The organism is Rhodobacter viridis (assembly GCF_003217355.1).
Classification (GTDB): domain Bacteria; phylum Pseudomonadota; class Alphaproteobacteria; order Rhodobacterales; family Rhodobacteraceae; genus Rhodobacter; species Rhodobacter viridis.
This window is the reverse complement of the sequence record NZ_QJTK01000004.1, coordinates 168,802-189,372: the sequence shown is the minus strand read 5'-3', so window position 1 is coordinate 189,372 and position 20,571 is coordinate 168,802. Positions and strand designations below refer to the sequence as shown.

Sequence of the window (20,571 nt, the reverse complement as noted above, 5' to 3'; positions counted from 1 at the left end):
TCGGGCTCAGACCTCTTCCACCTGCACGACGCCGCGCAGGCTGCGCAGCGCGCCCTTGACCTGCGGGTTCACCGGCAACTCGCGTCCGGCGGCAATCTGGTAGCGACGGCGCTTTTCCGGGTCGAAGACGGAAAAGGTCACTTGTCCGCGTGATTTCACCCGACCTTCGGAGGCAATACGTTCGAAAAGTGCTGCCACGGCCGACACCGCCTCGGGCGTTTCGAGATGAATGAGCAATCCCGATCCGGCCCCGGCATCGCTGGCCACGGTGTCGATCGGCGCCGCGGTCTGGCAGAGCATCTTCACCGTCTCGCCCTCGACATCGACCTTGACCGTCAGCACGACCGCCAGACCGGGTTCCAGATGCGCGCGACAGGCTTCGAGCGTGTCGGAAAAGACCGTGACCTCGTAGGGCCCGGTGGGGTCCGAAAGCGACACGAAGGCAAAACGGTTGCCCTTGGCCGATTTGCGTTCCGACCGCGCAGCGACCTGTCCGGCAATCTTGCCGATGAAAGGCCCCTGCCCCAGCGCCTTGGCCGTGACATCGGCCAGTGTCAGCACCTTTTTCCTTTTCAGAGCAGGTAGATAGTCGTCAAGCGGATGGCCCGAGAGATAAAAGCCGATCGCCTTGTGCTCTTCGGCCAGACGCTCGCCCGGCAACCAATCGTCCGTATCGGCAAGCCGCGGCGGCGGCAGATCATCGCCCGCTTCGCCAAAAAGCGACACCTGCGCCGAGGACTTCGCCTCACTCACCGCCGCCGACCAGGCCATCAGCGATTCGAGGCTTTCGAACACGCGTTTCCGGTTCGGATCGAGCTTGTCGAACGCCCCCGCCCGCGCCAGCATCTCAAGCGGCCGCTTGCCGATCCGCTTGAGGTCACAGCGCCGCGCGAAGTCGACCAGATCGCGGAAGGGCTTGTCCTCGCGGGATTTTTCGATCAGCCGCATGGCCTCGACGCCGACGTTTTTCAACGCGCCCAAGGCGTAGATCAGCTTCTGATCCACGACATCAAAGGTCGCAAGCGAGCGGTTCACGCAAGGCGGAACGACCTCGATCCCCAAGCCCCGCCGCGCCTCGGCGGTGTAGATGGCGAGTTTGTCGGTCAGATGGATATCGCAGTTCATCACCCCGGCCATGAATTCGACGGGGTGGTTCGCCTTCAGCCAGGCGGTCTGATAGCTGACGATCGCATAGGCGGCGGCGTGCGATTTGTTGAACCCGTAGTTCGCGAACTTCTCAAGCAGGTCAAAGACTTCACCCGCTTTTTTCGCGTCGATGCCATGCGTGGCCTTGGCGCCCTCGATGAATTTCGGACGCTCTTTCGCCATTTCCTCGGCGATTTTTTTCCCCATCGCGCGACGCAGAAGGTCGGCCCCGCCCAGCGAATAGCCCCCCATGACCTGCGCGATCTGCATCACCTGTTCCTGATAGACGATGATGCCCTGTGTCTCCTTCAGGATCGGATCGATGGTCACATGCAGCGATTCGAGCGGCCGCAGCCCGTGTTTCACCTCGCAATAGGTCGGGATGTTCTCCATCGGGCCGGGACGATAGAGCGCCACAAGCGCCACGATATCCTCGATGCAGGTCGGTTTCATCCGCCGCAGCGCGTCCATCATGCCGGTGGATTCGACCTGGAACACCGCGACCGTCTTCGCCGCCGCGTAAAGCTCATAGGTCTTCGCGTCGTCGATCGGGATCAGGTTGATCTCGTTCTCGGCCCCGGCGGCGGGCGTATAAAGCGTTTCGCCCAAAGGGTTTACATGCAGCGGACGGCCGGATTTCAGGATCAGGTTGACCGCGTTCTGAATCACCGTCAGCGTCTTCAGCCCCAGAAAGTCGAACTTCACCAGCCCCGCCTGTTCGACCCATTTCATGTTGAACTGCGTCGCGGGCATGTCGGACCGCGGATCCTGATACAGCGGCACCAGCGCATCAAGCGGCCGGTCGCCGATCACAACCCCCGCGGCATGGGTCGAGGCGTTACGCAACAACCCCTCGATCGCCTGCGCATAGTTCAAGAGCCGCGCCACCACCTCTTCGGATTTCGCCGCTTCGCGCAAACGCGGCTCATCCGCCAAGGCCTTTTCGATCGAAACGGGTTTCACCCCCTCGACCGGGATCATTTTCGACAATTTGTCGACATGTCCGTAAGACATCTGCAACACACGACCCACGTCGCGCACGGCGGCCTTCGACAAGAGCGCCCCGAAGGTGATGATCTGCCCCACCTTGTCGCGACCATATTTGCCCTGCACATATTTGATCACCTCCTCGCGGCGATCCATGCAGAAGTCGATGTCGAAGTCTGGCATCGAGACCCGCTCGGGGTTCAGAAACCGTTCGAAAAGCAAGCTGTAGCGCAGCGGGTCAAGGTCGGTGATCGTCAAGGCATAGGCGACGAGCGAACCGGCCCCGGAGCCCCGCCCCGGGCCGACCGGAATCCCCTGCGACTTGCCCCATTTGATGAAGTCGGCCACGATCAGGAAGTAGCCCGGGAAGCCCATCTGCTCGATGATGCCAAGTTCGAATTTCAATCTTTCTTCGTATTCGGCCACCGGCACCGCATGGGGGATCACGGCGAGCCTTGCGCTCAGCCCTTCCCAGGCCTGACGGCGGAGTTCCTCCACCTCGTCATCGGCGAAGCGCGGCAGGATCGGCTTGCGCTTGAATGCGGCAAAGGCACAGCGTTTGGCGATTTCAACCGTGTTTTCAAGCGCCTCGGGCAGATCGGCAAACAGCGCCGCCATCTCGGCTTCGGTCTTGAGATAATGCTGCGGCGTCAGGCGGCGACGCGGCTCGATCTGATCGACATAGGCACCCTCGGCGATGCAGATCATCGCGTCATGCGCCTCGTACATGTCCGATTTTGGAAAGTAGACATCGTTCGTCGCCACGATCGGCAGGCCAAGGTCATAGGCCATTTCGAGGAACGGACGCTCGGTCATCCGCTCGCCCTCGGTCAGCTGCCCGCCCTCGCCCGGATGGCGTTGCAGCTCGACATAAAGCCGGGTCGGGTAGCAGGCGGCAAGCCGCTCCATCAAGAGCCGCGCCTTGCCCGCCTGAGAATGCTGCAACAGCTTGCCCACCGGGCCCTCGGCCCCGCCGCTCAGGCAGATCAGCCCCTCCGCATGGCGTTCCAGATCCTCGAGCGTCACCTGCGGCAGCTGCCCGCCCTTGTCGACATAAAGACAGGACGAGAGCTTCATCAGGTTCATGTAGCCCGCCTCGTTCTGCGCCAGCAGAACAAGCGGCGCAGGCAGCCGCGGTTTCTCGCCCGGGGCAGCGATCTCATAGGCGACCGAGACCTGGCAACCGACGATCGGTTGCAGCCCAGCCCCTTGTGCCAGAACGGAAAATTCAAGCGCCGCGAACATCGCATTGGTGTCGGTCACGGCAACGGCGGGCATATTCATCGCGTCGCAAAGCTTGATCAGCTTCTTCACCGGAACCGCGCCCTCGAGCAGCGAATATTCGGTGTGCACACGCAGATGGATGAATCGGGGATCACGCATTGCGGCAGACTAAGGGCGGCAAAGGGGCTGGGCAAGGGCGCGCGCGAGCGCCCAAATATTGACCATCCGGTGCATTTTCGTGCAACCTTCCGTGGAAATTCTTGCCAGACCCCGCGCCTTGCGCAAATCTGGGCTCAGGGAGAGCCCCCCGCTCTACGCCGCATCGGGCGGGGGAAGCCGGAAACCGGTATCGCGGCGGAACATGCCATGGAAATTGCGTTTCTTCTCAATGGAGAAACCCGGCAGGTGAGGATTGATGACCCCACGCAAAGCCTGCTGGACTGGCTGCGGGCCGAGGGGCTGACCGGCACCAAGGAGGGCTGCAACGAGGGCGATTGCGGCGCCTGCACGGTGATGGTGCGTGATGCGTCGGGCAGTCGGGCGGTCAATGCCTGCCTGACGATGATGCCACAGGTGGCGGGCAAGGCGCTGCGCACGGTCGAAGGGATCGCGGCCCCCGACGGCACATTGCACCCGGTGCAACAAGCGATGATCGATCATCACGGCAGCCAATGCGGCTTTTGCACCCCCGGTTTCATCGTCTCGATGGCCGCCGCGCATGGCAAGGAACGGACCGACTACGACGATCTCCTGGCGGGAAACCTATGCCGCTGCACCGGCTACGCCCCGATCCTGCGCGCCGCCGAAGCCGCCGCCACGGCACCGCCCGCCGAATGGCTGTGCGCCGATGCGGCTTTTGCTTTGACACAAAGATCCCCGGGCGGGCCGGGGCAAACCGCTACCGCCTTCCTGCCCGAAACCGCCGATGCGCTGGCCGAGTGGTATCTTGCCCACCCCGAGGCGACGCTGATCGCGGGCGGCACCGATGTCGGCCTTTGGGTGACAAAAGGCCTGCGCGACCTCCCCGAAGTCGCGTTTCTGGATCATTGCAAGGATTTGACGCAGATCCGCGAAACTTCCGAGGGGTTCGTGATTGGCGCAGGTGTCACCATCGCGGCCCTGCGCGCCTGGGCCGAGGGGCCGCATCCAGCCTTGGCCAGATTGCTGCGCCGGTTTGCTTCGGAGCAGGTGCGGCAGATGGCGACGATCGGCGGCAATATCGCGAATGGCTCCCCCATCGGCGACGGCCCCCCGGCTCTGATCGCGATGGGGGCAAGCCTGACGCTGCGGCGAGGAAAGGACCGCCGCGTGATCCCGCTTGAGGCTTTCTTCCTCGATTATCGCAAGCAGGACCGCCGTCCGGGCGAATTCGTCGAAGGCGTCACGCTGCCGAAATCCGCGCCGGAGCTGCGCTGCTACAAACTCTCGAAAAGGTTCGATCAGGACATTTCCTCCGTGTGCGTATGCCTAAATCTGACCCTGAAAGGTTCGAAAATTGAAAGTGCGCGCGCGGCCTTTGGTGGCATGGCGGGCATCCCGAAACGCGCCTCAAACTTCGAGGCGGCGCTGATCGGACAGCCTTTCACCGAAGAGTCCATCACCGCCGCCCTGCCGCTTCTGGAGCAGGATTTTACGCCGCTCTCCGACATGCGCGCGTCCGCCGCCTATCGGATGAATGCCGCGCAGGCCATGGCGCTTCGGTATGTCCGCGAGCTTTCCGGCCTCTCGGTCTCGGTGCTGGAGGTATCGGCATGAGCGTGGGCAAACCGCTTCCGCATGACTCGGCGCGGGCACATGTGACGGGTCAGGCGCGCTATCTCGACGACCTGCCCTGTCCCGCCAACACGCTGCATCTGGCCTTTGGCCTGTCGACCGAGGCCTCGGCCGAGATCATTTCCCTCGACCTTGATCCGGTGCGGCGCTGCCCCGGGGTCGTGGCCGTCTTCAGCGCGGAAGACCTGCCGCATGAAAACAATGCTTCGCCCGCCCCAAGCCCGGAGCCGGTTCTGGCGACGGGCGAGGTGCATTACGTGGGTCAGCCGATTTTTCTGGTCGCAGCAAACAGCCACCGTGCGGCACGCATTGCCGCGCGGAAAGCGCAGGTAACCTATACGCGACGCCCGGCGATCTTGACCCTGGATCAGGCGCTTGCCGCGAACAGCCGGTTCGAGGGCGGCCCGGTGATCTGGGCGCGCGGCGACGTAGATGCCGCCTTGGCCGGGGCCGCGCATCTGGCCGAAGGCACGTTCGAAATCGGCGGGCAGGAGCACTTTTATCTGGAAGGCCAGGCCGCACTGGCGCTGCCGGCCGAGGGCGGCATGGTGATCCACTGTTCCAGCCAGCACCCGTCGGAAATCCAGCACAAGGTGGCGCAGGCGCTGGGGCTCGCCTTCCACGATGTCCGCGTCGAGATGCGGCGGATGGGCGGGGGGTTCGGCGGCAAGGAAAGTCAGGGCAATCATCTGGCGATTGCCTGTGCCGTCGCCGCGCAGGCGACGGGGCGGCCCTGCAAGATGCGCTACGACCGCGACGACGACATGGTGATCACCGGCAAGCGGCATGATTTCCGCATTCGCTATCGGATCGGCGCGGATGCCTCGGGCAAGCTGGTCGGGGCAGATTTCGTGCATCTGGCGCGTTGCGGCTGGTCGGCGGACCTGAGCCTGCCGGTCTGTGACCGCGCCATGCTGCATGCCGACAGCAGCTACTTCGTTCCCGCGCTGCGCGTCGAAAGCAATCGGCTGCGCACGAACACGCAATCGAACACCGCCTTTCGCGGTTTCGGTGGTCCGCAGGGGATGCTGGGGATGGAGCGCGCCATCGAGCATCTGGCGCGGGTGATGGGACAGGATCCGGCCGCGTTGCGGGCGCGGAATTTCTATGACCCGCCGATCGTCAAGAATAGTCCGACCAAGGTCCAAACGACCCATTACGGGCAGGAGGTTGAAGATTTCGCGCTATCCGACCTCGTCGCAAGCTTGCAGAAATCCGCGAATTTTGAGCCTCGAAGGGCCGAAATTGCCGAATGGAATAGCACTAATCGAACATTGGCGCGCGGCATCGCCCTTTCGCCGGTGAAGTTCGGGATCTCCTTCACGCTGACCCATCTCAATCAGGCGGGGGCGCTGGTGCAGATCTATACTGACGGCTCGGTCGCGCTCAATCATGGCGGCACCGAGATGGGTCAGGGTCTGCATGCGAAGATGGTGCAGGTCGCCGCGGCAGTGCTGGGAATCGATACGGCACAGGTGCGGATCACCGCGACCGACACCTCGAAAGTACCCAACACCTCGGCCACGGCGGCCTCCTCTGGCGCGGACATGAACGGGATGGCGGTAAAGGACGCTTGCGAGATTCTGCGCGGGCGTCTGGCCGATTTCATCGCTGCCCGCGAGGGCTGTGCACCGGGCGGGGTGATCTTCGAGGGCGGAAAGGTGCAGGCCCAGGGCAAGACCTGGCCCTTTGCCGAGATCGTCGCGGCCGCTTATATGGCGCGGATTTCCCTTTCCGCGACAGGGTTTTACGCGACCCCGAAACTCTCGTGGGATCGGTTGCGCGGTCAGGGGCGGCCGTTCCTGTATTTCGCCTATGGCGCGGCCATCACCGAGGTGGTGATCGACCGGCTGACCGGTGAAAACCGCATACTGCGCGCCGATATTCTGCACGATGCCGGGGCGAGCCTGAACCCGGCGCTCGATATCGGGCAGATCGAGGGCGCCTATGTGCAGGGGGCGGGCTGGCTGACGACCGAGGAACTGGTTTGGGACGAACGCGGAAAACTGATGACCCATGCGCCCTCGACCTACAAGATCCCGGCCTTTTCCGACCGGCCGCGCATCTTCAACGTCGCGCTCTGGGATCAGCCCAACCGCGAGGACACGATCTTTCGCTCGAAAGCCGTGGGCGAACCGCCCTTCATGCTGGGGATTTCCGCCTTTCTGGCGCTGAATGACGCCTGCGCCGCCTGTGGGCCGCATTGGCCCGATCTGCAGGCTCCCGCCACGCCCGAGGCGGTTATGGCCGCCGTCCACCGCGCCGAGGGACGGGCATGAGTCTGCCTCTTCAGGCCCTTGCACAGGCGGCGATCAAAGGGCCTTTCTGGCGCGTGCTGGTGGTCGAGACGAAGGGCTCGACCCCGCGCGAGGTGGGCGCCGAGATGCGGATCTGGCAGGACCGGACCGAAGGCACGATCGGCGGCGGCACGCTGGAAGCCGAGGCGATCACGATCGCCCGCGGCTTGACCGCCCCTGCCCTGCGCCGCTTCGCGCTTGGCCCGACGCTGGGTCAGTGCTGTGGCGGGTCGGTGACGCTCGCCTTCGAGCCGCTGGATGCGGCAAAACTGGCGCAGATCAGCGGGCCGATCCATGCCCGGCCCCTGACCCGGCCCGAGATGCCACTGTCGGTGCAACGCGCGCTCGCGAAAGCGCGCAACAGCGGCGAAGCCCCGCCACTGCTTCTGGACGGCTGGTTGATCGAACCGCTCGCCCCCCCGGCGCAGGAGCTTTGGATCTGGGGCGCGGGCCATGTCGGCCGCGCGCTGGTCGCCACGCTCGCGCCCCTGCCGCATTGGTCGATCCGCTGGGCCGACACCGACCAAAGCCGATTCCCCGAGTCGGTTCCCGACCAGGTCACCCCGGTCATCGCGGCCAATCCCGCCGATCTGGCGCCGCTTGCCGCTACATCAGCACACCATCTGATCCTGACCTTCTCGCATGCGCTCGACCTCGAGTTGTGCCACCGGATTCTGTCCCACGGCTTCGCCGGTTGCGGGCTGATCGGCTCTGCGACCAAATGGTCAAGATTTCAGCACCGGCTGCGTGATCTGGGGCATTCCCCCGCGCAAATTTCGCGCATTGCCTGCCCGATAGGCGATCCGCGGCTCGGAAAGGAGCCGCAGGCCATTGCGATTTCGGTCGCCGCCGCGCTACTGAGAGAGCGGGTCAGCCGAGCCTCGCTGGCCGTCAACACGGAAGGACAGACCGGGTGACAGGGTCGCTGCTCAAGATCGAGGGCCTGACCAAGGCCTATCCCGGGGTCGTGGCGAACGACGGCGTCGGTTTCGAGGTCGCGCCGGGCGAGGTGCATGCGCTTCTGGGCGAAAACGGCGCCGGCAAATCGACGCTGGTGAAGATGATCTACGGGCTGGTGAAACCCGATGCCGGGCGGATGACCTTTCAGGGCCGCCCCTACACGCCCGCCGAGCCGCGGGCGGCGCGGGCTGCGGGCGTCGCGATGGTGTTTCAGCATTTCTCGCTGTTCGAGGCGCTGAATGTGGCGGAAAACGTCGCGCTTGGCATGGAAAACCCGCCGCCGATGGGTGACTTGGCCGAACGCATTCGCGCGATTTCAACGGCTTATGGCCTGCCGCTCGATCCCGCGCGCACCGTGGGCGATCTGTCCGCGGGCGAACGGCAGCGGGTCGAGATCATCCGCTGTCTTTTGCAGGACCCGAAGCTTCTGATCATGGACGAGCCGACCTCGGTGCTGACGCCGCAAGAGGTCGAGATCCTGTTTCACACCCTGCGCAAGCTTGCGGCCGAGGGCACGGCGATTCTTTATATCAGCCACAAGCTCGAGGAAATCCGCAGCCTGTGTGACGGCGCGACGATCCTGCGCGGCGGCAAGGTGGTGGCGAGCTGCATCCCGCGCGAGAAATCGGCGCGCGAGCTGGCCGAGTTGATGGTGGGCGGCGAATTTGCCGCGACCGACCGGGCCGGACGGGTCAGCGGCGCGACGATCCTCGAAGTCGATCACCTGAACCTGCCGCCGATGACGCAATTCGGCCCGGCGCTGAAGAATGTGAGCTTCAGCCTGGCCGCCGGCGAGGTGCTGGGCATCGGCGGCGTCGCGGGCAACGGGCAGGAGGAACTGCTGGCCACGCTCTCGGGCGAACGTCCCTCGGGCGCGGGCACGGTCAGCCTGCATGGGCAGGACATTTCCGACCTCGGGCCGAACGACCGCCGCCGTCTGGGGCTGCTGGCCGCCCCCGAGGAACGGCTGGGCCATGCCGCCGTGCCGAACCTGAGCCTGACGGAAAACGCGATCCTGACCGGCACCGTGCGCCGTCCGCTGACGCGGAACGGCTTTCTGAACATGGGCGCGGCGCGGCGCTTTGCCGAGGAAATCATCAAGGGCTTCGACGTCCGCACGCCGGGGCCGCATGTGGCCGCCCGCGCGCTCTCGGGCGGAAACCTGCAGAAATTCGTCATCGGCCGCGAGGTGCTGCAATCGCCCGAAGTGCTGGTGGTCAACCAGCCGACCTGGGGCGTCGATGCCGCCGCCGCCGCCGCGATCCGGCAGTCACTGCTGGATCTGGCAGCGAAGGGCGCGGCTGTGATCGTGATCAGCCAAGACCTTGACGAGCTTATGGAAATCGCCGATCGCTTCTGTGCGCTGAACGAGGGGCGGCTTTCGGAGCCGCGCCCGACCGAGGGGCTGACGATGGAAGAGATCGGGCTGATGCTGGGCGGCGCCCATGGCATGCAGGAGGCGGCGCTGTGATTACGCTGATCAAACGCCCGACGCCCTCGCGCTTCTGGTCCTTCACCACGCCGGTTCTGGCCGTCATCGCCACGATGATCGCGGGCGGTGTGCTGTTCTCCATTCTGGGCAAGGACCCGGTGCAGGCGATCAAAGTGATCTTCTGGGACCCGCTTCTGGGTCCGAACGCGGCCTATTTCCGGGGTCAATTGCTGGTGAAAGCGGGGCCCTTGATCCTGATCGCCGCGGGTTTGGCCGTCGGCTTTCGCGCGGGCATCTGGAACATCGGCGCCGAGGGGCAATACATCATGGGGGCGCTTGCGGGGGCCTCGGTCGCGCTGGCGGCCTATCCCGCGGAAAGCCACTGGCTGTTTCCGGCGATGGTGGTGGCGGGCGCCTTGGGCGGCTGGATCTGGGGGATGATCCCGGCGGTGCTGAAGGTGCTGTTCGGCACCTCGGAAATCCTCGTGTCCTTGATGCTCGTCTATGTGGCGCAGAACTTTCTGGCCTGGGCGGCCTTTGGTCCGTTGAAGAACCCCGAGGGCTACGGCTTTCCCGGCTCGCGCAACCTGCAGCAATATCCGTCCGCGCATAACCCCGAGCTGTTCGCGGGCACCGGCATGCATTGGGGCGTCGTCGCGGCCCTGATTGCCGTCATCGCCACCTATGTGCTGATGCAGCGCCACATTGCGGGCTTCCGCATCCGCGTCGCGGGCGAGGCGCCGCGGGCGGCCCGGTTTGCAGGCGTTCTGCCCGCAAACCTCGTGATGTTCTGCCTTGGGCTTTCCGGGGCGCTGGCGGGCCTTGCGGGGATGTTCGAGGTCTCGGGCCCCTCGGGCCAGATCACCGACAGTTTCAACGCGGGCTATGGCTTCACCGCGATCATCGTCGCCTTCCTCGGGCGGCTGAATGCGATCGGCATCTTGCTTGCGGGCCTCTTGATGGCGCTGACCTATATCGGCGGCGACATGGCGCAGCTGATGCTGGGCCTGCCCACCGCGGCGATTCAGGTTTTCCAAGGGATGTTGTTGTTTTTCCTCTTGGGGTTCGATCTGCTGACGCATTACCGTCTGCGGCTTGGAAAGGGCTCGAAATGATCGGCGGCATCGATATCGTCACCCTGATCGCGGCGCTGATGGCCGCCTCGACGCCGGTTCTGCTGGCAGCGACGGGCGAGTTGGTCGCGGAAAAGGCGGGCGTTCTGAACCTTGGGGTCGAGGGGATGATGATCGTCGGCGCCGTCGCGGGCTTTGCCACCGCCGTCACCACCGGCAGCCCGGTGCTGGGCTTTGCGGGCGGCGCCTTGGCCGCGGCGCTGATGGCGTCGCTTTTTGCGCTTCTCACACAGGTTTTCCTGTCGAACCAGACCGCCACCGGCCTTGCGCTGACGCTGTTCGGGCTGGGTCTTTCGGCGCTGGCGGGCAAGGGCTTCGAGGGTGTGCGCCCGCCGCCCACCGGCAAGGTGCCCTTCGGCCCGCTCGCCGATCTGCCCGTCGTCGGCCCGATCGTCTTTGGTCATGACTGGATGGTCTATGTCTCGCTCGCCCTCGTGGCCGCGGTCTGGGCCTTCCTGAAATACGCGCGCCTTGGCCTGATCCTGCGCGCCGTGGGCGAAAACCATGACGCGGCCCATGCGCTGGGGTATCGCGTCATCGCCGTGCGCTTTGCCGCCCTCGCCTTTGGCGGCGCGCTGGCCGGGCTTGGCGGAGCTTACCTCAGCCTCGTGCGGGTGCCGCAATGGACCGAGGGGATGACCGCAGGCGCGGGCTGGATTGCGCTTGCCATCGTCGTCTTCGCGTCGTGGCGGGCCGAGCGCGTGCTGATCGGCGCCTATCTTTTCGGCGGCATCACCGCGCTGCAATTGCAGTTGCAGGCGGCAGGCTATGCGATCCCGGTGCATTTCCTGTCGATGGCGCCTTACGTGATCACCGTGCTCGTGCTGGTGGTCCTCTCCGCAACCCACCGCTACGGGGCACCGGCCGCGCCGGCGGCCCTCGGGCGGACGTTCCACGCCTCGAACTGAGGCCAAACCCGGGCCATCGCCCGCAACAAGGAAGCTCCCATGGACCGCAGATCCTTCCTGAAAACCACCGCCGCCACCGCGACGCTTGCCGCCGTCGGCCTGCCGGTGCGCGCCGCCGATCCGCTGAAGATCGGCTTCATCTACGTCGGCCCGGTCGGCGACATGGGCTGGTCGTATCAGCATGACGTCGCGCGCCGCGCGATGGAAGCGAAGCTGGGCGGCAAGGTCGTCACCTCGTTCATCGAGAACGTGCCGGAAGGCCCGGACGCCGAGCGCGCCCTGACCCAACTGGCGCTCGAAGGCAACCAGATGATCTTCGCGACCTCGTTTGGCTTCATGGAAGCCGCGGTGAACATCGCCGCGAAATTCCCGAACGTGAAGTTCGAGCATGCGACGGGCTACAAGCGCGCCGACAACCTCGCCACCTATGACGCGCGCTTCTACGAAGGTCGTGCCGTGCAGGGAACGATCGCGGGCCGCATGACGAAGACCAACAAGATCGGCTACATCGGCTCCTTCCCGATCCCGGAAGTCATCCAGGGCATCAACGCCGCTTACATCCACGCCAAGAAGGTGAACCCGGATGTCGAGATCAAGGTGGTCTGGGCCTACACCTGGTTCGACCCGGCCAAGGAAGCCGATGCCGCCGCCGCGCTGATCGCCGAGGGCTGCGACTTCATCCTGCAGCACACCGACTCGACCGCGCCGCAGGCGAAGGCCCAGGAAGCGGGCAATGTCTTCACCTTCGGGCAGGCCTCGGACATGGAAGCCTTCAAACCCTCGCCCCGCGTCGCCTCGACGATCGACAACTGGGCGCCCTATTACATCAAGCGCGCGCAGGCGCTGGTCGATGGCACCTGGGCCTCGGAAAGCACCTGGGGCGGCATCGGCACCGGCATGGTGAAGATCGGCGAAATCACCGATGCGGTCCCCGCCGAGGTAAAGGCCGAAGCCGAAGAGCTGATCGCGAAGATCGGCGACGGCTCCTATCACCCCTTCACCGGCCCGCTGAAGAAACAGGACGGCTCGGAATGGCTGGCCGAGGGCAAGACCCCGGAGGATGGCGAACTGGCCGGTCTGAACTTCTTCGTCGAAGGCATTGCGGCTGAAATGCCCAAGTGACCTGAGCATTTTTCCTGTTAAGGTTGTGGGGCGGACGCGAGTCCGCCCCTTTCTTTTGCCCCCGGTCCAGCGGAACCGATCTTCCCGCTTGACAGGTCATAGATTCATATTCCCATATGTGCATATACGGGCCTCGGCCCGACAGCCAGTTCGGGGAGGGACAGATGGCTCATATCGTGGTTCTGGGTGCCGGTTTGGGCGGTGCCATCATGGCGTACGAGTTGCGCGAACAGGTGCGCAAGGAAGACAAGGTCACCGTTATTACCAAGGACCCGATGTATCATTTCGTGCCCTCGAACCCCTGGGTGGCGGTGGGGTGGCGGTCGCGCAAGGACATCACCGTGGACCTTGCGCCGACGATGGCGCGCAAGAACATCAACTTCATCCCGGTGGCGGCCAAGCGGCTTCATCCCGACGAAAACCGGGTCGAGCTCGAAAACGGCCAGTCGGTCAGCTACGATCAGATCGTCATCGCCACCGGCCCGGAACTCGCCTTTGACGAGATCGAGGGCTTCGGTCCCGCGGGGCATACGCAATCGATCTGCCACATCGATCATGCCGAAGATGCGCGCGTGGCCTTTGACCGCTTTTGCGAAAACCCGGGCCCGATCATCATCGGCGCGGCGCAAGGCGCCAGCTGCTTCGGCCCGGCCTATGAATTCGCCTTCATCCTTGATGCTGCGCTGCGCAAGCGCAAGATCCGCGACCGGGTGCCGATGACCTTCATCACCTCGGAACCCTATGTCGGCCATCTGGGCCTTGACGGCGTGGGCGACACCAAGGGGCTTCTGGAAAGCAACCTGCGCGACAAGCACATCAAATGGATGACCTCGACCCGGATCAAGCGCGTCGAAAAGGGCAAGATGGTGGTCGAGGAGGTGAACGAGGATGGCTCGGTCAAACCCGAAAAGGAAATGCCCTTCGGCTATGCGATGATGCTGCCCGCCTTCCGCGGCATCAAGGCGCTGATGGGGCTCGAAGGGCTGGTCAATCCGCGCGGCTTCGTTCTCGTCGATCAGCACCAGCAGAACCCGAGATACAAGAATGTCTTCGCCGTCGGCGTCTGCGTCGCGATCCCGCCGATTGCGGCGACGCCGGTGCCCTGCGGCGTGCCGAAGACCGGCTTCATGATCGAAAGCATGGTCACCGCGACCGCCCATAACATCGGCCGGATCGTGCGCGGCTTCGAGGCGGACGAGGTCGGCAGCTGGAACGCCGTCTGTCTGGCCGATTTCGGCGATCAGGGCATCGCCTTCGTCGCGCAGCCGCAGATCCCGCCGCGCAATGTGAACTGGTCGAGCCAGGGCAAATGGGTGCATTGGGCGAAAGAGGGCTTCGAGCGCTACTTCATGCACAAGCTGCGCCGGGGCACCTCGGAAACCTTCTACGAGAAGGCGGCGATGAAATTCCTCGGCATCGACAAGCTGAAGGCGGTGAAGAAGGGGTAAGCCCCCTTCCGACCGGACCTGGACAGGCAGGCGCGGCAGACCGCGCCTGTTTCGTTTCAATGCGCCGGGGCCGTAGACGTGCTGGCGGCGGGGGCGGGTTTCGCCGCCGCCGAGGCCGCCGCCGCGGCGGCCAGCGCCTTGGCGCGTTCCTCGTGCCGCCAGATGCCCAGATATTCAAAGCCCCCCAGAAGCAGGGCGACTCCCATCGCGATCAGATAATTCTTCGACGTGCCGAGCGGGGTCGGCGGCAGGTTCGACATCAGCATGCTCCTTTCGGGTCGGACGGAATTGGCAATCCCTTGATGGTAGGGCCGCCCGCGCCAAAGGACAGGGTCACCCCCCCGGGCGCAGGAAACGCGCTTCGAAGGCCTGTCGCGCCAGCGGCGGAGCCATCAGGAACCCCTGCCCCATGTCGCAGCCGATCTCGGCCAGCACGGCGGCCTCGGCCTCGGTCTCGATCCCCTCGGCGAGCGTGCCATAGCCGAAACGCTTCGCCAGCGCCGTGATCGCCTCGACGATCAGCCGGGCATTGTGATCCGCCTCGATGCCGCGGACGAAATGGGCATCGATCTTCAGCATCGAAACCGGCAGCCGCGACAGATAGGCCAGCGAAGAATAGCCGGTGCCGAAATCGTCGATCGCAAGGCGCAGCCCGCGCGCGCGCAACCGTTCCAGCGCCGCGACCGCGCCGGGCACGCGGTCGGCCAGTTGCTCCTCGGTCAGCTCGATCTGCAAGCCGGCGCAACCGCAGCCGCAGCCATGACAGCCCACCAGCGCCTCCGCCCAATCGGGCGCGGCGAGATCCGCCGCCGTCTGGTTGATCGACATCAGCCAGTCGACATCGACAAGCCCCTCGTGGCGCCAGCGGCACATCGTGGCCAGCGCCTCGGAAAACACCCAGCGATCCAGCGCGGGCATCAGCCCGGCACGCTGCGCCACGGGCAGGAACTCGCCGGGCGAGATCAGCCCGCGGCCCGGCCGGTTCCAGCGGATCAGCGCCTCGCAGCCGCGCGGGATACGATCGCCAAGCCCGAAGAGCGGCTGGAAATGCAGCACCATCTCGCCCCGCTCCACCGCCCCGGCAAGGGCGTTGCGCAGATCAAGCTCGCGCGCGGCCTCGATGCCCATTTCGGGCTCGTAGATCATCACCCGGTGCCGCTGGATCTTGCCCGCGTACATCGCCAGATCGGCATTGCGCAACAGCACGTCGCGGCTGTCGCCATGGGCGCCGAAACAGGCGATGCCGACCGTCGCGGCAGGCCGATACTGATGCAGCCCCGGCAGGTCGATCGGCGCGGCCAGCGCCTCGAGCAGCGCCTGCGCATGGGCAAGCGCTTCCGCCGCTCCGGCGTCGCCCAAAAGCAGCACGAATTCGTCGCCGCCGATGCGGGCGATGAAATGATCCGTGCCCTCGCCGATCCGTAGCCGCTGCGCCACCGCCGAGAGCAGCAGATCGCCGGTCTCGTGACCGAGCGTGTCATTCACCGCCTTGAACTGGTCGAGGTCGATGAACAGCACCGCGAAAACCCGCGCGCTGCCGCTCGCCAGCCGGATCCAGGCGTCGATCCGCTCGGCCAGCATGTTGCGGTTCGGCAGGCCCGTCAGCAGGTCGTAATTCGCCAGTCGCAGATTGTCGGCCTGCGCCTGCCGCAGCGGCGTCAGATCCGAGAACATCGCCACATGGCCCAGCATCCGCCCCGCCGTGTCGGCCAGCCGGGTGATCCGGCTCCAGCAGATGATCGTCGCCCCCTCGGAGGAGCGCACGACGACCTCGCCCCGCCAGCTGCCCTGCGCGCGCAATTCGGTCCGCAGCGTGCGCGCCGCACTGCTCGGTTCACCGGCCCCGGCGGTCGTGACCAGCCCCTCGATCATCCGCCCGGCAAGCTGCTCATTCCCGAAGCCCGCGATCTGCTCGAAAGCGGCATTGGCACGCAGGATGCGCAGATCGGGATCGGTCAGCACAATCGCTTCGGCGGATTGGTCGAAGACCATCTCCGCCAGTTCCCGGGCCCGCAGTTCCTCGGTCACGTCATGGCTGTGCGTCACGACCCCGATCAGCTGCCCGAAGCCGTCAAAAAGCGGCCGTTTCTCGGTCTGATGACGTTCCCAATTCGCACCGATCGCTCCCTCGGGGGCCAGTGCGACCTCTTCGGGCAGGCGCCGCCGGGTCTGCTCGAAGGTGACCGCGGTCTGCGTCGCCCGCACCCGTGTGTCGAGCTGCGTCACATGCAGCGCCTCGATCAGCGGCAGGAAGTCCTTTGGCGTCCGGCCGAGCACCTCGGTCTCGGACCTGCCCGTCGCGCGCAGATAGGCGCGGTTCGCCAAGCTCACCCGACCTTCGAGATCGGTGATGCTGACCGGATCGGGGAAGGCATCGAAAAGAAGCCGCATCAGGTCGGCATCGGCCGCGGCCGGGGCGGTTTCGGGCTGCAGCATCAGCCACCAGGCGCTGGGGCTGTCGGGATGCGGCTTGCGCGCCCGCAGGACCGAGGCCCGCGCCCCGCGTTGCTGCCCGGCATCGGTGCTGAGAATGAGCGGCAGGGGCAGCGCGATCTCGCCCGCCGCGGGCTCGGTCGCCAGCGCCAAGGCCGTCATCAGCCGCCCGATCTGCGGCCGCGTCAGCGCCCGGCGCAGCGCGGCCACGCCATTTTCCTCGAAGCTCTCGCCCAGAAACTGCCGCGCCGCCTCGTTCGAATGCTGCAACGCCAGATGCGCATCGACGCGCAGAACCGGCAGCGGCGCATTGCGCAGGAGCGCCCGCAACTCGTCAAGCGCCTCCTGCTGCCGCGCGCCCTCGTCGATCAGTTCCGACAGCGCGGCGGCCTGCTCGGCCACCCCCACACGCAGCCGATTGAAGCCCAGCAGCGTCGCCTCATCAAGGCCCGCCGCCCGCAGCTGCTCCTCGACCAGGCGGAACTGCGTGTCGGTCAGGGTGACAAGGTCGTGGCCAAAGCCCCCCGCCAGCTCGGCGCGATCGCCCTCGATCGTCTGTGCCGAAACCGAGCGGGTCGGGCTCATGAACCAGCCACCTCGTCGGTCTGACTGTGCCAGCGGGTGATCTCGATATGGCTGACCACCGCGCCGCCCTGCAAGCCGTCCAGCGGCCGGGCGTGCATGACGAACCAGCGCGGACGGCCGGGCGCATCGCAGGGATATTCCATGGTGAAATGCCGCTGCTTGCCCGCCAGAACGCCGCGGATCCCCTCGACCGCGCGCTTGGCATAGGAACAATCGATCGCCGCCTCGCCGATATCGCAGCGCCCGACATAATTGGTGCCGACCCCGGTATGGGCCTGCGCCGGATCGCCATTGTCGACCGCAAACCGGGTCCAGGCGGCGTTCACCAGCAGGATATCGCCGTGGCTGTCGAGCACGGCCACATGTTCGGCCAGCCCGTCGATCACCGCCTGCAGAAGCTGCAGGTTGCGGGTCTGGGTGATGTCGACAAAGGTGACGACCGCGCCTTGCGCCGAAGACGAGGGCACGCGGTAAGGCAGCATCCGCACCAGATAATGCCGCCCGTTCAGCCCGGAAACCTCGCGCTCGGTGCGCGACTGGCCCTGCAGCGTGCGGCGCAGATCGTCAAGCAGCCCCGGATAATCAAGCCGATGCGTCAGGTCGCCCAAGGGGCGGCCGATGTCGACATCGCGGATGCGGAACAGCTCGGCCGCATCCGGGCTGAAGCGCGTCACCGTCAGCTCGCTGTCGACGAAGATCGTGCCCATCGCCATGATCTCGGTCAGGCTGTCCAGATCGGCATTCGAGCGGTTCAGCAGGTCGATCTTTTCCTGATATTCCGCGTTGAGCGAGTTCAGTTCCTCGTTGACCGACTGCAATTCCTCGTTCGCCGATTGCAGCTCCTCGTTCGAGGCCATCATCTCTTCGTTCGTCGCCTGCAGCTCTTCGTTCGAGGTTTCCAGTTCCTCGATCATCGCCTGCAGGCTTTCGCGCGTCATCGCGAGTTCAGCTTCGAGCATCTCGATGCGCGCGCCGACCTCGCGGTCGATGTCGATCCCCGCGATGCCGTCATCGGCGCCCTCGTCCGGCTCGAAAGCCAGAACGTAAAGCCGCCCCTCGTCACTGTCGGGGCCCTGCTTGACCGGCACGACGCGCAGCCGCAGCCGCATCGGATCGGGGCCGATCAGCCCCTCGGCCAGCGGGATCGAATCCGAGGCCGCTTCCTCGCCCAGACGCGCCGATTTGAACAGCAGCGCCGAGGCCACGGGCAAGAGCGGCTCGACCAGCATCCGCCCGATTTCAAGCGAGGCCGCGCCTTCGCGCATCTGCATGAAGCGGCTCACGTCGCCATAGGAATGCAGGATCTCGTGATGGCTGTTGACCAGAAGCGCGGGCGGCGGGGCGTAGGTGCGCGAGAGCGTGGCAAAGCCGCGCTCGACCGCGGTGACGGGCGCATTGTCCGACCGGGTGCGGGGCGGGCGCGGCGTGACGTAAAGCCCGGCGCGGCGGTCGGTGAGCGGGGCCGCGCCCGGGCGCAGCGCCTGCCAGATCCGGTGCCGCGCCGACAGGACCGAGAAATCATCCTGCACCTGCACCAGCGCCTCGGAGCCGCCAAGGAACAGATACCCCCCGGTGCGCAGCGCGTAATGCATCCGCCGCAGCGCGCGTTCCTGCGCCTCGGGGCGGAAATAGATCAGCGTGTTGCGGCAGGTCACCAGATCCATCCGGGTGAAGGGCGGATCGGACAGCAGGTTGTGCCGGGCAAAGACGATGGTCTGCCGGATCTCCGGGCGGATCGTATATTGGCCGCCGCGGGTGGTGAAAAAACGCTCGAGGAAGGTCATGGGCAGGTCGGCCGCGATCGTCTCGGGGAAGAACCCGGCCGCCGCCGTCTCGATGTTCATCGGTTCGACATCGGTGGCAAAGATCTTCAGCGTCGGCCAGCGCCCCGCCCGCTCGAACGCGTCGAAGAAGAGCATCGCCAGCGTATAGGCTTCCTCGCCCGTCGCGCAGCCCGCCGTCCAGACCCGGAGCGTCGAGCCCACCGCAGCTTGCGCCACAAGCGGGTCGATCACCTTTTCCGCCAGTTCGGCGAAGGAATCGGGGTCGCGGAAGAACGAGGTGACCGGGATCAGCATTTCCCGGCGCAGGCAGGCCAGTTCGGTGCGATCATGCGTCAGCAATTCCAGATACGAGGTCAGGTCCGGCACCTGCCGCACACCCATCCGCCGCTCGATCCGGCGCTGCACCGTGCCCGGCTTGTAATCGAGGAAGTTGACCTCGCCCGAGAGCGACAGGATCTCGACGATCCGCCCCAGCGCCTCGGCCGGTTCCAGCCCGTCGAACTGCCCGACCGCGAGCCGGTCGTCATCCACCGCCGCGGCCCCGCCCGCATCGGGACGCTCGGCCCCGGTCAGCTGCCCAAGCCGCGGGCGGCGGATCAGGTAATCGGCGATCCAGGGGCCGATCCGCTCGATCCCGAGCGCGGAATCGATGAAGCCCGTCGCAATGGCCGAGCGCGGCATGCCGTCGAAACGCGCATCGCGCGGGTCTTGCGCGATGGCAACGCCGCCCGCCGCATGCACCGCGCCAACGCCGCGGGTGCCGTCCGACCCGGTGCCCGACAGCACAACCGCGACCGAGCGGCTGCCATAGCCCGAGGCCATCGAGGTGAAGAAGGCATCGATCGGCAGCGAGAGCACGCGGCGATCCTTCGGCGCCAGCCGCAGATGCCGCCCTTCGAGCGTCATGATCGTCGCGGGCGGGATCAGAAAGACCGTGTCGGCGGCCAGTTCCATCTCGTCTTCGACGGTGACGACGGGCATCTTCGTATGCCGCGCCAAGAGCGAGGCCATGATCGACTTGTGATCGGGCGACAGGTGCTGGATCACCACATAGGCCGCGCCGGTATCGGCGGGCAACCCGTCAAAGAGCCGCTCGAGCGCATCAAGCCCCCCGGCCGAGGCGCCGATCGCCACCACTGCGCGCGGTTCCGGCCCCGCCGAGGTCTCGGCCGCGGGCTCCGTCTGCAGGTCCGTCTCTTGCGCAGGAACGTCCATCGCGATCGCTCCTTTCCGGGCTCTGCCCTAGCGTTTTCGCCGGTTTCGACCCGCCCCTCGCGACACGTGCGAAGACCTTGCCCAACCACCGAAATTTTACCGATTGAGAAGCACTTGGCCTCTC

12 protein-coding genes are annotated in these 20,571 nt (G+C 65.7%); 8 read left to right on the top strand and 4 right to left on the bottom strand.

Annotation, left to right across the window (positions count from 1 at the left end; genetic code table 11):
• Positions 1 to 6: 6 nt before the first annotated feature.
• On the bottom strand, positions 7 to 3,516 hold the full coding sequence (gene dnaE / locus C8J30_RS08000) for a DNA polymerase III subunit alpha (RefSeq protein WP_110805321.1): 3,510 nt from the start codon (positions 3,514 to 3,516) through the stop codon (positions 7 to 9).
• 207 nt (positions 3,517 to 3,723) lie between these two features.
• Between dnaE and xdhA the strand changes: the two genes are divergently transcribed.
• From xdhA to C8J30_RS07960, 8 genes are all read left to right on the top strand, one after another.
• A complete protein-coding gene (gene xdhA, locus C8J30_RS07995; RefSeq protein ID WP_110805320.1) occupies positions 3,724 to 5,112 on the top strand; it encodes a xanthine dehydrogenase small subunit in 1,389 nt (462 codons plus the stop codon).
• A complete protein-coding gene (xdhB, locus tag C8J30_RS07990; protein ID WP_110805319.1) occupies positions 5,109 to 7,409 on the top strand; it encodes a xanthine dehydrogenase molybdopterin binding subunit in 2,301 nt (766 codons plus the stop codon). Before xdhA ends, xdhB begins: the two co-directional genes overlap by 4 nt.
• Positions 7,406 to 8,344 carry a xanthine dehydrogenase accessory protein XdhC gene (xdhC, locus tag C8J30_RS07985; RefSeq protein ID WP_110805318.1) on the top strand — a complete coding sequence of 313 codons (939 nt, stop codon included), beginning with the start codon at positions 7,406 to 7,408 and terminating at the stop codon, positions 8,342 to 8,344. The genes xdhB and xdhC overlap by 4 nt, the downstream gene beginning before the upstream one ends.
• Positions 8,341 to 9,858, top strand: coding sequence for an ABC transporter ATP-binding protein (locus tag C8J30_RS07980; protein ID WP_110805317.1), 1,518 nt, complete (start codon positions 8,341 to 8,343; stop codon positions 9,856 to 9,858). The genes xdhC and C8J30_RS07980 overlap by 4 nt, the downstream gene beginning before the upstream one ends.
• Positions 9,855 to 10,934 carry an ABC transporter permease gene (locus C8J30_RS07975; RefSeq protein WP_110805316.1) on the top strand — a complete coding sequence of 360 codons (1,080 nt, stop codon included), beginning with the start codon at positions 9,855 to 9,857 and terminating at the stop codon, positions 10,932 to 10,934. The genes C8J30_RS07980 and C8J30_RS07975 overlap by 4 nt, the downstream gene beginning before the upstream one ends.
• Entirely contained in the window at positions 10,931 to 11,860 is a 930-nt protein-coding gene (locus tag C8J30_RS07970) for an ABC transporter permease (RefSeq protein WP_110805315.1), read from the top strand. Before C8J30_RS07975 ends, C8J30_RS07970 begins: the two co-directional genes overlap by 4 nt.
• Before the next feature lie 39 nt (positions 11,861 to 11,899).
• Entirely contained in the window at positions 11,900 to 12,982 is a 1,083-nt protein-coding gene (locus C8J30_RS07965) for a BMP family ABC transporter substrate-binding protein (protein ID WP_110805314.1), read from the top strand.
• Between the two features lie 164 nt (positions 12,983 to 13,146).
• Positions 13,147 to 14,430 carry an NAD(P)/FAD-dependent oxidoreductase gene (locus tag C8J30_RS07960; protein WP_110805313.1) on the top strand — a complete coding sequence of 428 codons (1,284 nt, stop codon included), beginning with the start codon at positions 13,147 to 13,149 and terminating at the stop codon, positions 14,428 to 14,430.
• A 56-nt stretch (positions 14,431 to 14,486) separates the two neighbouring features.
• Here C8J30_RS07960 and C8J30_RS07955 read toward each other — a convergent pair whose 3' ends face one another.
• The 3 genes from C8J30_RS07955 to C8J30_RS07945 all read right to left on the bottom strand — a co-directional run bounded on the left by C8J30_RS07955 (position 14,487) and on the right by C8J30_RS07945 (position 20,447).
• Positions 14,487 to 14,690 (bottom strand): hypothetical protein, encoded by a 204-nt coding sequence (locus C8J30_RS07955; protein ID WP_146227877.1) that lies wholly within the window; start codon positions 14,688 to 14,690, stop codon positions 14,487 to 14,489.
• Positions 14,691 to 14,763: 73 nt separating this feature from the next.
• Complete coding sequence (locus C8J30_RS07950) at positions 14,764 to 17,448, bottom strand: EAL domain-containing protein (RefSeq protein ID WP_110805311.1); 2,685 nt, start codon at positions 17,446 to 17,448, stop codon at positions 14,764 to 14,766.
• Positions 17,445 to 20,447 carry a CheR family methyltransferase gene (locus tag C8J30_RS07945; RefSeq protein WP_110805310.1) on the bottom strand — a complete coding sequence of 1,001 codons (3,003 nt, stop codon included), beginning with the start codon at positions 20,445 to 20,447 and terminating at the stop codon, positions 17,445 to 17,447. Before C8J30_RS07945 ends, C8J30_RS07950 begins: the two co-directional genes overlap by 4 nt.
• Positions 20,448 to 20,571: the final 124 nt, after the last annotated feature.